This is a genomic window from Pseudomonas khavaziana (genome assembly GCF_036704165.1).
Lineage (GTDB): Bacteria > Pseudomonadota > Gammaproteobacteria > Pseudomonadales > Pseudomonadaceae > Aquipseudomonas > Aquipseudomonas khavaziana.
Genome location: NZ_CP129946.1, coordinates 189,246 through 202,783, shown reverse-complemented (window position 1 = coordinate 202,783; position 13,538 = coordinate 189,246). Strand labels below are relative to the sequence as shown.

Annotated in this window: 10 protein-coding genes; 5 read left to right on the top strand and 5 right to left on the bottom strand. The window is 56.5% G+C overall.

Annotated features, from left to right (window positions below; translation table 11 throughout):
- Positions 1-347 precede the first annotated feature (347 nt).
- Genes gyrB through dnaA form a run of 4 tightly spaced genes read right to left on the bottom strand, consistent with a single transcriptional unit; the run spans position 348 to position 6,550 of the window.
- Positions 348-2,765, bottom strand: coding sequence for a DNA topoisomerase (ATP-hydrolyzing) subunit B (gene gyrB, locus QYQ93_RS00900; protein WP_043048232.1), 2,418 nt, complete (start codon positions 2,763-2,765; stop codon positions 348-350).
- A gap of 4 nt (positions 2,766-2,769) precedes the next feature.
- Positions 2,770-3,873 carry a DNA replication/repair protein RecF gene (recF, locus tag QYQ93_RS00895; protein ID WP_003187251.1) on the bottom strand — a complete coding sequence of 368 codons (1,104 nt, stop codon included), beginning with the start codon at positions 3,871-3,873 and terminating at the stop codon, positions 2,770-2,772.
- Between the two features lie 20 nt (positions 3,874-3,893).
- Entirely contained in the window at positions 3,894-4,997 is a 1,104-nt protein-coding gene (dnaN, locus tag QYQ93_RS00890) for a DNA polymerase III subunit beta (RefSeq protein ID WP_005783345.1), read from the bottom strand.
- Between the two features lie 38 nt (positions 4,998-5,035).
- Positions 5,036-6,550: a chromosomal replication initiator protein DnaA gene (dnaA, locus tag QYQ93_RS00885; RefSeq protein WP_043048231.1), complete on the bottom strand. Its 1,515-nt coding sequence runs from the start codon at positions 6,548-6,550 to the stop codon at positions 5,036-5,038.
- Between the two features lie 585 nt (positions 6,551-7,135).
- Between dnaA and rpmH the strand changes: the two genes are divergently transcribed.
- The 5 genes from rpmH to mnmE all read left to right on the top strand — a co-directional run bounded on the left by rpmH (position 7,136) and on the right by mnmE (position 11,067).
- A complete protein-coding gene (gene rpmH / locus QYQ93_RS00880; protein ID WP_003213577.1) occupies positions 7,136-7,270 on the top strand; it encodes a 50S ribosomal protein L34 in 135 nt (44 codons plus the stop codon).
- A gap of 13 nt (positions 7,271-7,283) precedes the next feature.
- On the top strand, positions 7,284-7,691 hold the full coding sequence (gene rnpA / locus QYQ93_RS00875; RefSeq protein WP_020302575.1) for a ribonuclease P protein component: 408 nt from the start codon (positions 7,284-7,286) through the stop codon (positions 7,689-7,691).
- Positions 7,684-7,929: a membrane protein insertion efficiency factor YidD gene (yidD, locus tag QYQ93_RS00870; protein WP_019816912.1), complete on the top strand. Its 246-nt coding sequence runs from the start codon at positions 7,684-7,686 to the stop codon at positions 7,927-7,929. The genes rnpA and yidD overlap by 8 nt, the downstream gene beginning before the upstream one ends.
- Positions 7,930-7,931: 2 nt before the next feature.
- Positions 7,932-9,617 (top strand): membrane protein insertase YidC, encoded by a 1,686-nt coding sequence (yidC, locus tag QYQ93_RS00865; RefSeq protein ID WP_043048230.1) that lies wholly within the window; start codon positions 7,932-7,934, stop codon positions 9,615-9,617.
- Between the two features lie 79 nt (positions 9,618-9,696).
- A complete protein-coding gene (gene mnmE / locus QYQ93_RS00860; protein ID WP_338476083.1) occupies positions 9,697-11,067 on the top strand; it encodes a tRNA uridine-5-carboxymethylaminomethyl(34) synthesis GTPase MnmE in 1,371 nt (456 codons plus the stop codon).
- Positions 11,068-11,086: 19 nt separating this feature from the next.
- Here mnmE and QYQ93_RS00855 read toward each other — a convergent pair whose 3' ends face one another.
- A complete protein-coding gene (locus tag QYQ93_RS00855) occupies positions 11,087-13,525 on the bottom strand; it encodes a TonB-dependent siderophore receptor (RefSeq protein ID WP_338476082.1) in 2,439 nt (812 codons plus the stop codon).
- Between the last annotated feature and the right edge of the window lie 13 nt (positions 13,526-13,538).

The window sequence follows — 13,538 nt, the reverse complement described above, 5'->3', positions numbered from 1 at the left end:
AGACGCCGGTGTAGATATCCAAAGCTGAATAGATATGAACCGGGTATCACGCTCAAGAAGCTAGCTCTGAGATCGTGGGTGAAGGACCTCCTCCCGGAAATACCTGAAAGGAAAGCCCATCATCCGATGGGCTTTTTTATGCCGCTAAAAACGCATAAATATTAGCTTATCCCAAGCTATTTGCTGCCCGTTGTTGACGCCGACACCGAATTGCTCGACGTACTGGCGAAAAACTGGCCCCACCTCCAAATTTACACAAACTCAGCAAGGCAATAGTTCACGAGGAACAGACTGGGTCCGTGATATCTCGGCAGCTAGGCCAATTTTCCGTCGGCGCCAACACCTGATCAGAAGTCCAGGTTGGACACCGCCAACGCATTGCTCTCGATGAAGTCACGGCGAGGCTCGACCGCATCACCCATCAGGGTGTTGAAGATCTGGTCTGCGCCAATGGCGTCTTCGATGGTCACGCGCAGCATACGACGCTGGGCCGGGTCCATGGTGGTTTCCCACAGCTGATCCGGGTTCATCTCACCCAGACCTTTGTATCGCTGGATGGTATGGCGCTTGGTGCTTTCGGTCATCAACCAGTCCAATGCTTCCTTGAACTCCTTGACTGCCTTCTTACGTTCACCACGTTGGATATAAGCGCCGTCGTCCAGCAGAGTGCTCAATTGCGCGCCAAGGGTCACTACCGTCTTGTAATCGTTGCTGCCGAAGAAGTCGCGGTTGAAGGTGACGTAGTTCGACAAGCCGTGGGAGATCAGCTCGACCTCTGGCAGCCAGACGTTACGTTCACGGTCTTCGCGCAGACTGGCTTTGTACACCAGGCCGGATTTTTCGACAGTACGCAGGCGCACTTCGTACTGGGCCAGCCAATCTTGCATGTGCGCATGATCGCCCAACTGTTCCAGGCTCACGGAAGGCAGGTAGATGAAGTGCTCGGTCAGCTCCTGAGGGTACAGGCGCGACAAACGCTTGAGGGTCTTCATCACCATGCGGAAGTCATTGACCAGGCGTTCAAGCGCCTCACCGGAGATGCCCGGGGCTTCGTCGTTCAGGTGCAGGCTGGCGTCTTCCAGGGCCGACTGCGTCATGTACTCTTCCATGGCGTCGTCGTCTTTGATGTATTGCTCTTGCTTGCCTTTTTTCACTTTGTACAACGGCGGCTGCGCGATGTAGATATAGCCACGCTCGATCAGCTCAGGCAACTGACGGAAAAAGAATGTCAGCAGCAGGGTACGGATGTGCGAACCGTCGACGTCAGCATCGGTCATGATGATGATGTTGTGGTAGCGCAGCTTGTCGATGTTGTACTCGTCACGGCCAATACCGCAGCCCAGCGCTGTGATCAAGGTGCCGACTTCCTGGGAGGAAATCATCTTGTCAAAACGAGCCTTCTCGACGTTGAGGATCTTACCCTTCAACGGCAGGATAGCCTGGGTGCGACGGTTGCGACCCTGCTTGGCGGAACCGCCAGCAGAGTCACCTTCCACCAGGTACAGTTCGGAGAGGGCAGGGTCCTTCTCCTGGCAGTCAGCCAGCTTGCCCGGCAAGCCGGCGATATCCAACGCGCCTTTACGACGGGTCATCTCACGGGCCTTACGTGCGGCTTCACGGGCGCGGGCAGCATCGATCATCTTGCCAACGACCAGCTTGGCTTCGTTCGGGTTTTCCAACAGGAAGTCGGAGAAGTACTTGCCCATTTCCTGTTCAACAGCGGTCTTCACTTCGGAAGACACCAGCTTGTCTTTGGTCTGGGAGCTGAACTTCGGATCCGGCACCTTGACCGAGATGATCGCGGTCAAACCTTCACGGGCATCGTCACCGGTGGTGGCGACTTTATGCTTCTTCGCCAGGCCTTCCGCTTCGATGTAGGTGTTCAGGTTACGCGTCAGCGCAGAACGGAAACCCACCAAGTGAGTACCGCCATCGCGCTGCGGAATATTGTTGGTGAAGCACAACAGGTTCTCGTTGAAGCTGTCGTTCCACTGCAGGGCGATTTCCACGCCGATGCCGTCTTCACGCTGGATGTTGAAGTGGAACACCTGGTTGACTGCAGTCTTGTTGGTGTTCAGGTATTCAACGAATGCACGCAAGCCGCCTTCGTACTTGAACAGCTCTTCCTTGCCGCTGCGTTCATCCTTGAGGACGATACCAACACCGGAGTTGAGGAAGGACAGTTCACGAATCCGCTTGGCCAGGATGTCCCAGCTGAAGTGGATGTTCTTGAAGGTTTCAGCCGATGGCTTGAAGTGGATCTGGGTGCCCGTGGTTTCACTGTCGCCAACGATTTTCATCGGCTCCTGTGGCACACCGTGGACGTAGGTCTGTTCCCAGATCTTGCCGCTGCGGCGAACGGTGAGAATCAACTCTTCGGACAGCGCGTTCACTACCGACACACCCACACCGTGCAACCCACCGGATACTTTATAGGAGTTGTCGTCGAACTTACCGCCGGCGTGGAGCACGGTCATGATGACCTCTGCCGCCGAAACGCCTTCTTCCTTGTGCACATCTACCGGGATACCACGGCCGTTGTCGCGCACGGTAATGGACTCATCCGGGTGGATGATAATGCTGATGTCGTCGCAGTGACCGGCCAGAGCTTCGTCGATGGAGTTATCGACCACCTCGAACACCATGTGGTGCAGACCGCTACCATCATCGGTGTCGCCAATGTACATACCGGGACGTTTGCGTACGGCATCCAAACCTTTCAGCACTTTAATGCTGGTCGAGTCGTACGTGTTTTCTTCGCTCATGCCTTCACTCCCGATGGTCGTGGGTCTGGGTGATACGGCCTTGTTCCACGTGGAACAAAGCGACTGGCGTTTCCGTCTGCCAGCCTTCCCTCAATAATTCGTGGTCTACACAGGTAATAAACACCTGGCAGCGTAAGTCTTCCAACAAGCGGCATAGCGAGCGGCGGTGCTGCTCGTCGAGCTCCGACGGCAAGTCATCCACCAGATAAATACATTGACCGCGTCGGGCCTGGCTAACCAGATGCCCCTGTGCGATACGCAAGGCACAGACCACCAACTTCTGCTGGCCGCGGGACAAGATATCCGCAGCATTGTGTGCGCCTAATCTAAGGCGCAAGTCAGCGCGTTGGGGTCCGGCCTGGGTGTGGCCAATTTGCTGATCCCGCTGTAAAGACGTTGCGAGCACTGCACTCAGCTCGCGTTCTTTGTCCCAACCGCGGTAGTAACTCAGCGTCAGTCCCTCAAGATCCAACAATTCACTCAAGGTCTGCTCAAAGACTGGTTTCAAGGCTTTGATATAGGCACGGCGGTATTCATCTATTTCATCGCTGGCCAGGCACAGTTCCCGGTCCCAGGCTGCTTGCGAAGCGGCGTCAAGTGTACCATGCCGCAGCCATGAGTTCCGCTGCCGCAGGGCCTTCTGCAGGCGCTGCCAGGTGGCCATAAAGCGTGGTTCCACGTGGAACACGCCCCAATCGAGGAACTGGCGGCGGATTTTCGGCGCGCCTTCCAACAATCGAAAACTATCCGGGTTGATTAACTGCAAAGGCAGGATCTCTGCCAATTGCGCTGCACTACGTGCATTTTGCCCGTCAATTCGAATCTGAAATTCGCCGCCCCGATCACGGGATATGCCCAAGCTGCTATGACCTCCCTCCGCCAGTTCAACCTGACCAAATACAGTACACGCCAATTGTTCGTATTGAATTACGGGTAGCAGGCGGGCACTGCGGAACGAGCGAGCAAGACCCAACAAATGGATGGCTTCCAGCACGCTGGTTTTGCCACTGCCATTGGCGCCATGGAGGATATTGATGCGAGGGGAAGGGGAGAAGGTCACCGGGTGCAGATTGCGCACCGCGGTGACCGAGACGCGACTGAGGGACATCTAGCTTCTGCTGAGCATGATTACAGGCGCATCGGCATGACAACGTAAGCCGAGTCGTCGTTGTCGGATTCTTGCACCAGGGCGCTGCTGTTGGAGTCAGACAGAATCAGGCGAACCTGTTCAGTCGTCATCACCCCCAGCACGTCCAACAGGTAGCTCACGTTGAAGCCGATTTCCAGCGAACCACCGTTGTAGTCGACGCCGACTTCTTCTTCCGCTTCTTCCTGTTCCGGGTTGTTGGCCTGGATTTTCAATTGGCCGTTGGCCAGTTGCAGGCGAATACCGCGGTACTTTTCGTTCGACAGAATGGCAGTACGGCTGAACGCCTCACGCAGCGCCTGGCGATCACCGATTACCAGCTTGTCACCACCTTTAGGCAACACGCGTTCGTAATCCGGGAACTTGCCGTCAACCAGCTTGGAAGTGAAGGTGAACTCGCCAGTGGTTGCGCGGATGTGATGCTGCCCCAACACGATGCTGACGTTGCCGTCCGGCTCGGTGAGCAGGCGCGCCAATTCGAGGATACCTTTGCGCGGCACGATCACCTGGTGGCGATCCGGCTGGCCGATATCGGCGCGCATCGAGCACATCGCCAGGCGGTGGCCATCAGTGGCCACGGCACGGATGATGCCTTCCGATACTTCCAGCAGCATGCCGTTGAGGTAGTAACGCACGTCCTGCTGGGCCATGGCGAAGCTGGTGCGCTCGATCAAGCGACGCAGCTTGCTTTGCTCCAGGCTGCAGGTCAGCGAGCCCGGGCCTTCTTCCACGGTAGGGAAATCATTGGCCGGCAAGGTCGACAGGGTAAAACGGCTGCGACCAGCCTTGACCACCAGCTTTTGCTCATCGACCTTGATATCGATCAGCGCGTCGTTCGGCAGGCTTTTGCAGATATCCATCAGTTTGCGCGCCGGCACGGTGATCTCGCCGGGTTCGGCGGGCTCTTCGAGCTGTACGCGACCCACCAGCTCGACTTCCAGGTCGGTACCGGTCAAGGACAACTGCTGGCCTTCGACCACCAGTAATACGTTGGAAAGCACCGGCAAGGTCTGTCGGCGCTCGACGACGCCTGCGACCAGTTGCAGGGGTTTCAACAGGGCTTCGCGTTGAATGGTGAAATGCATGGTCTAGTCCCTTGCCTTAATAAGCTGCACTGGTGTCATCACGTAGTCAGTGTACGCAGCAGGTTCTTGTAGTCCTCGCGAATATCCGCGTCGGATTCCTTAAGTTCGTTGATCTTGCGGCATGCGTGCAGGACCGTGGTGTGGTCGCGTCCGCCAAATACATCACCGATTTCCGGCAGGCTGTGGTTGGTCAACTCCTTGGAGAGGGCCATGGCTACCTGACGGGGGCGCGCAACCGAACGCGACCGACGCTTGGACAGCAGGTCGGAAATCTTGATTTTGTAGTATTCGGCCACGGTGCGCTGGATGTTATCCACACTTACCAGTTTGTCCTGCAGGGCCAACAAGTCTTTCAGGGATTCGCGGATCAGCTCGATGGTGATATCGCGGCCCATGAAGTGTGAGTGAGCGATGACCCGCTTGAGCGCCCCCTCCAGCTCACGCACGTTGGAACGAATACGTTGGGCAATGAAGAACGCTGCGTCGTGGGGCAGGTCGACCTTGGCCTGGTCGGCCTTCTTCATCAGGATCGCGACGCGGGTTTCCAGCTCCGGCGGTTCCACCGCAACGGTCAGGCCCCAACCGAAGCGCGACTTCAAGCGTTCTTCAAGGCCCTCGATTTCCTTCGGGTAACGGTCACTGGTCAAGATGACCTGCTGGCCACCTTCGAGCAAGGCGTTGAAGGTGTGGAAAAACTCCTCCTGAGAACGTTCCTTGCGCGCGAAGAATTGAATGTCATCGATCAGCAGGGCGTCAACGGAACGGTAGAAGCGCTTGAATTCGTTGATTGCATTGAGCTGCAAGGCCTTGACCATGTCAGCCACGAAGCGCTCCGAGTGCAGGTACACAACCTTGGCATTCGGGTTCTTCTTTAATAGGTGGTTACCCACGGCGTGCATCAAGTGCGTCTTACCCAAGCCAACGCCCCCGTAAAGGAAGAGCGGGTTGTAACCGTGCTTGGGATTGTCAGCCACCTGCCAGGCGGCTGCCCGAGCCAGCTGGTTCGACTTACCTTCGACGAAGTTTTCAAACGTGAAGGTGCGGTTCAGGTAGCTGGTGTGCTTTAGCGCCCCCTCAACCTGAACAGTGCGCTGTTCGGCGCGGATCGGCGCCTGCTGGGAGCTGGCACCCGCCATCGGGTCGAAGCTGTCGCGGGATGGCTCTTCATTCACTGGCGCATTTTTTTGCGCTGGGGATTTGGAAGACACCGCAGGCGCGGGGGAAGCGGCAACCGGAGCCGCAGCAGCCTGAGCTTGCGACGCCGCGGCAGCCAAAGGCGCATTCGGCGCGGCCCGTGGTACCGAGCTACGTTTGCTGCCTATTAATAAGGAGAGCACGGGCGCGAGGCCATTGCCATGTTCATCGAGCAATTCGAGAACGCGGCTCAGGTACTTCTCGTTGACCCAGTCGAGAACAAAACGATTGGGCGCGTAGACACGCAACTCGTCGCCTTCGGCTTCGACCTGTAGCGGACGGATCCAGGTGTTGAATTGCTGGGCAGGCAGCTCATCGCGCAAAAGCTCCACGCACTGCTGCCAAAGTTCCACTGACACGGATATCCCCTAAGTTGAAAGCCGGTGAGGCAAAAACAGCCGCCATTGTAGCGGCCAGCCGCCCACTTATCCACATGTAGGTTGCTCACAGGTCAGCCAAAATCAATGTCTTAACTGCAAAAAAGGCGACCAATGGTCTGTGCATAAGCTCTGTGGATAAGCCACCCTGAGCTCGTTGTACAAGTGGGGTCGAAACTCTGTGGGTAACTGGCCTGTGGATAACAACCCATTCCACACACAGCTTATCCGACAGCGCAGCACAGGCAGAGCACCGCTTCTCCCCCGTGTTGTCATTCTCTGTACATCACGTGGAACAAGGGCTAAAGGTAGTTATCCACAGACGATCGCGCCCCTAGCTTTTATAAGCTTTACAGAAAAGCTTTAAATAACTTCCTTCTTTATTTTTATATCTATGCCAATGCTGATGGAAGCCGGACGACCCGAAACGCGTCGTGACGCCGTGAAGAACTAATTAAAGGAAAAGCTGGTTGGAAATTGACCTAGAGGCTTGCTTTCTCTAGAATCGCCGGTCTCTTAAAACGGGGGCCATTCCGGCCCGTTGTGGACGAACCAGGTAACAACGCCATGAAACGTACTTTCCAACCAAGCACCATCAAACGCGCCCGTACTCACGGCTTCCGTGCTCGCATGGCTACCAAGAACGGCCGTGCTGTCCTGTCGCGTCGCCGCGCCAAAGGTCGTGCGCGTCTGGCAGTTTGATAATCCGGTACTGGTGGTGAGTCAGGACTTCAGTCGGGAAAAGCGTCTGCTAACCCCCCGGCATTTCAAGGCAGTCTTTGACTCCCCCACCGGCAAGGTTCCGGGGAAAAATCTCCTGCTCCTTGCGCGTAACAACGATCTTGATCACCCTCGTCTCGGGTTGGTGATCGGCAAGAAGAGCGTAAAGCTCTCCGTTGAGCGCAATCGCCTCAAGCGTCTGATGCGCGAATCGTTTCGCCTCCACCAGGACACTCTGGTTGGTTGGGATATTGTTATCGTCGCGCGCAAAGGCTTGGGTGATGTAGAAAACCCCGAATTGATTCAGCATTTCGGCAAGCTCTGGAAACGTTTGGCGCGTACCCACAAGCCAGCACCAGCAGTCAGCACCGAAACTGTAGGGGTAGACAGTCTTGATGCGTAAACTGGCAATCGTTCCGATCCAGTTTTATCGCTATGCCATTAGTCCCCTGATGGCCAGCCACTGTCGTTTCTACCCCAGCTGTTCCTGCTACGCGTTAGAGGCCATAGAAAATCATGGTCTTCTGCGCGGTGGCTGGCTGACCTTTCGTCGTTTAGGTCGCTGTCATCCGTGGAATCCCGGTGGTTATGACCCGGTTCCACCTATCCCTACCTCCCGTTCTTCTTCGATGGCCGAGTAATCATGGATATTAAACGCACGATCCTGATCGTCGCCCTGGCAATCGTGTCCTACGTCATGGTTCTTAAGTGGAACCAGGACTACGGCCAGGCTGCCCTGCCGACTCAGAATGTTGCTACCAATCAGGCCGCGCCGGCTATTCCGGACGCCCCGCTGGGTAATAATAATGCGTCCGCGAGTGCCGATGTTCCCAGCGCGAATGGCGAGACCAGCGCACCTTTAGAAACGCCAGTGGTCACCAACAAAGACCTCATCCACGTGAAAACGGATGTGCTAGACCTGGCCATCGACCCGCAAGGTGGTGATATCGCGCAGTTGAAACTGCCGCTGTATCCACGTCGCCAGGACCATCCGGATGTTCCGTTCCAACTGTTTGATAACGGTGGCGAGCGTGTTTATCTGGCACAAAGTGGCCTGACCGGCACCAACGGTCCGGATGCACGTGCTACCGGTCGTCCGGTTTATTCGACCGAACAGAAGACTTATCAACTGGCTGACGGCCAGAACCAGTTGAACGTCGACCTGAAATTCAGCCTCGATGGCGTCAACTACATCAAGCGCTTCAGCTTCACCCGTGGTTTGTACGACTTGAAGGTCACTTACCTGATCGACAACGAAAGCGACAAACCCTGGAGCGGCAACCTGTTTGCCCAGCTCAAGCGTGATGGCAGCTCCGATCCTTCTTCCAGCACTGCCACCGGCACCGCGACTTACCTGGGCGCAGCCCTGTGGACAAGTGGCGAGCCGTACAAAAAAGTGTCGATGAAAGATATCGACAAGGGTTCGCTGAAAGAAACTGTACAAGGTGGCTGGGTTGCCTGGTTGCAACACTACTTCGTGACTGCCTGGATTCCGAACAAGGGTGAAGCCAACCTGGTTCAGACCCGTAAAGACAGCCAAGGCAACTACATCATTGGTTTTACCGGCCCGGCATTGAATGTCGCTCCAGGTGCCAAGGCTGAGACCAGCGCCACACTGTACGCCGGCCCGAAAAGCCAGGCCGTGCTGAAAGAGTTATCCCCAGGCCTGGAACTGACTGTTGATTACGGCATTCTGTGGTTCATTGCCCAGCCGATCTTCTGGTTGCTGCAACATATCCACAGCATCGTCGGTAACTGGGGCTGGTCGATCATCTTCCTGACCATGCTGATCAAGGGGATCTTCTTCCCACTGTCCGCAGCCAGCTACAAGTCGATGGCGCGTATGCGTGCCGTGGCCCCGAAACTGGCCGCATTGAAAGAACAACATGGTGACGACCGGCAGAAAATGTCGCAGGCCATGATGGAGCTGTACAAGAAAGAGAAGATCAACCCGCTGGGTGGATGCTTGCCTATTCTGGTGCAGATGCCGGTGTTCCTGTCGCTGTACTGGGTACTCCTGGAAAGCGTGGAAATGCGCCAGGCACCGTTCATGCTGTGGATAACTGACCTGTCGATCAAAGACCCGTTCTTTATCCTGCCGATCATCATGGGCGCGACCATGTTCATCCAGCAGCGCCTGAACCCAACCCCGCCGGATCCGATGCAGGCCAAGGTAATGAAAATGATGCCAATCATCTTCACCTTCTTCTTCCTGTGGTTCCCTGCCGGCTTGGTACTGTACTGGGTGGTCAACAACGTGTTGTCGATCTCTCAACAGTGGTACATCACACGTAAAATCGAAGCGGCTACCAAAAAAGCCGAGGCGTAATTTACTCTGTGGATAACCACTCAAGACGCCCCCTAGTGGGGCGTTTTGCTTTCCGTCACTTTTGTTCTGGAACCTGCTGATGAGTGCTCCCCGTGAAACCATCGCTGCTGTGGCCACCGCTCAAGGTCGAGGCGGTGTGGGTATCGTTCGAATTTCCGGGCCGCTTGCGGGTGTAGCAGCCAAGGCTATCAGTGGCCGAGAGCTGAAACCGCGCTATGCCCATTACGGCCCATTCCTGGATGCCGACCAAAGCGTATTGGATGAAGGGTTGGCTATCTACTTCCCTGGGCCCAACTCCTTCACTGGAGAAGACGTCCTGGAATTACAGGGCCATGGCGGCCCTGTCGTACTGGATATGCTCTTGCAGCGTTGCCTGCAACTGGGTTGCCGCCTGGCGCGACCTGGGGAGTTCAGCGAACGTGCTTTTCTGAACGATAAGCTCGACCTGGCCCAGGCCGAAGCCATCGCCGATTTGATCGAAGCCAGTTCTGCACAGGCTGCGCGCAACGCATTGCGTTCATTGCAGGGAGCTTTTTCCCTGCGTGTGCATAACCTGACCGAGCAGCTGATCAGTCTGCGTATCTACGTGGAAGCGGCGATTGATTTTCCGGAAGAAGAAATCGACTTCCTGGCCGATGGCCATGTGTTGGCCATGTTGGATAAGGTCCGCGAGGAATTATCCACAGTGCTGCGTGAGGCCGGGCAGGGCGCCCTGCTGCGAGATGGCATGACCGTTGTGATAGCCGGTCGGCCCAATGCCGGCAAATCCAGCCTGCTCAATGCCCTGGCAGGGCGCGAGGCGGCGATTGTCACCGAGATTGCCGGCACTACCCGGGATATCCTGCGCGAACATATCCACATCGACGGCATGCCGCTGCACGTGGTCGATACCGCCGGCTTGCGCGACACCGATGACCAGGTGGAAAAAATCGGCGTGGAGCGTGCGCTCAAGGCTATCAGCGAAGCCGATCGGGTGTTGCTGGTAGTTGATGCCACGGCACCGGAAGCTGTGGATCCTTTTGCACTGTGGCCTGAATTCCTCGAGCAACGCCCGGACCCGGCCAAAGTCACCCTGATTCGTAACAAGGCCGACCTGACAGGTGAAGCAATCGCCCTGGAAACCAGTGAGGACGGGCATGTCACGATCAGCCTGAGCGCCAAGTCGGCAGGTGAGGGCCTGGAATTGCTGCGTGAGCATCTCAAGGCCTGCATGGGCTACGAACAGACCTCGGAAAGCAGCTTCAGTGCACGTCGCAGGCACTTGGAGGCGTTGCGTCATGCGAGCGCGGCGTTGGAGCACGGTCGTGCGCAATTGACCTTGGCGGGGGCCGGGGAGCTGCTGGCAGAGGATCTGCGTCAAGCTCAGCAGCTCCTGGGGGAAATCACCGGGGCATTCAGCTCCGATGATTTGTTGGGGAGGATTTTTTCCAGCTTCTGCATCGGCAAATAGCCAGGTTATCCACAGGCCTTCACCAGTTATACGACACCGTACCGAGCAGGGTACGGCTGTCCCCCCAGTAGCAACGGCCGGCGTCGTTGCAGCCGGCTACATATTCCTTGTCGAACAGGTTCTTGGCGTTCAGGTCGACTGACCAGTGTTTATCGATCTGATAGCCAACCGCTGCGTCCACCAAGGTGACGCTACCTGCGTCCAACTTCCCGTACAGCGTAGGGGCGGTGTAAGAAAAGGCGCTGTCGAAATAACGCACGCCGCCGCCCAGGGATAAACCCTTAAGTTGGCCATCGAGGAAACGGTACTTGCCCCATATTGAGGCTTGATTGCGCGGCACTCCCGTCATCTGGTGCCCCTCGACCAGTGAGGTAGCAGAATCCTTGGTAATCCGAGCGTCCGTATAGGTGTAAGCCGCTGTCAAATTCAGATTGGGCGTGACATTGCTGTTCACCTCAACCTCTACACCCTTGGCCCGGCTCTCGCCCACCTGGCGGTAACTGTTGGTGGTGGCGTCCAGGTAGGTATCGTCTTGCTTGCGCAAGTCATACAGCGACAGGGTCATCGCGGTATCCCAGCCGATCGGCTCGTACTTCACCCCCACTTCGTACTGGCTGCTGGTGATCGGCTTCAAGGGTGAACCGGCATTGGAGATTTGCTGCACGGGAACGAAAGCAGTGGAATAGCTGACATACGGCGTCAGACCGTTGTCGAATTGGTACATCACCCCGCCCTGGTAAGTGAACTTGCTGTCTTCAGCATCGGTGTTGCTGGCCTTGTTGACCTTGTCGCGGAAATGACTATCCACCCAGTCCTGGCGGCCTCCGAGCAGAAACAGCCAATGGTCGTACTTGCTCTGGATTTGTGCATAGACCCCTTTCATCTGTTGTTCTAGCAAGGTGTTTTGCACGGCAATCGGGGTCAGTGGATCACGCAGGTAGACGGGGTTATACACATTGATGGTGCCGGCTGAGCCAGCGTCCCAATCCTGATTGAACGAGGTGCGGTCGTAACTGGCACCAAACAACACAGTATTGTCGAGACCACCGAGCTGGAATTTGCCTTCCAACTGGTTATCCAGGGAATAGACCATCGACTTGTTGTAGCGGTCATAGGCAGTCATGTTCAGCTGAGTACCGAAGCCACGGTTATTCAGCGCGCCAGGCCAGGTTTCATGGCGGTTGATGCGCGATTGCATATAGCGTGAGTTCTGGCGGAACTGCCAATCGTCGTTGAAACTATGGCTGAACTCGTAGCCAGTGCTCCAGGCTTCACGTTCGAACGTATTCCAGTCCGGGTTGCCGAGCATGGTGTGCTTGGACAGTTTGCCATTGGGGTTGGTAAGCAAGGTGCCAGCGGCGGGTAGGCCCAACTCGAGATTAGTGTGGTCTTTTTGGTAATTGGCCAACAGGGTCAGGCTGTTGTAATCGTCGAAATTCAGGGTCAGGGACGGCGCGATATACAGGCGATCATCTGGAACATGGTCAGTTTGCGTGTCGGATTTACGGCCCAGCATCACCACGCGTCCAAGGATGCTGTCGCTGTCGTTGAGCGGACCCGATATATCCACACCCAATTGGCGCCGATTATTCGAGCCATACCCCACTTGCACCTCACCTTGCGGAGTGGCGGTGGGGTGTTTGCTCACCAGATTCACCAAGCCGCCAGGCGCATTCTCACCATAGAGCAGGGACGAGGGGCCGCGAAAGATTTCGACGCGTTCCAAGCCATAAGGCTCACTGGTCGTATCGTAGCGATTGCCTTGTACCCGTAGCCCATCTCGCAGAAGGCCGTAGCCGTAATCCGTGGCATTGAAACCGCGAATAAAGAACAGGTCGCCTGCCAGGCTGTCACCGGCAGCAAAAGGGGGCGCGAAGATACCCGGCACATAACCCAACACTTCAGTCAGGGTTTGTGACTTCTGGTCCTTTATGCGCTGACCGGTGACCACCGATACCGAGCGTGGCGTTTCGGACAAAGGCGTGCTGGTCTTGGTACCGATGCGACTGTTTTGCACCTTGTAGCCCACATCCCCGGCGATGTCTTGGTTGAACCCTGCCTGTTGATAACCGCTGACCGTGGTAGGGGCGAGCACTAGTTGCCCTGCGGGAATGGCCTGCAGAACATAACTGCCGGGCGCCTGGGATAGCACTTGTAGACCCGAGTTCTGCAGCAACAGCGCAAATCCTTGTTCCACCGAATAATCGCCTTCCAGCCCTGCTGTAGTCAGTTGCGCGGTTTGCTGAGGCGAAAAGGACAAAATCACATTTGCCCTGGCGGCGAATTGGCTCAACGCATTGTCCAGCGGGCCGGCAGCGATGGCGTAGTGTTGTACCCCGTTGGCGGCCATGGCGGCGGGAGAAAGCAAGACACTGGGGACGGCTGCGGTGCCGAGCAGCAGGCCGTACATCATGCCGTGGCAGGAAAGTCGCAAGCGGAGCTTGGTGGGGAGGCGCATAAGTGGGTAAGCC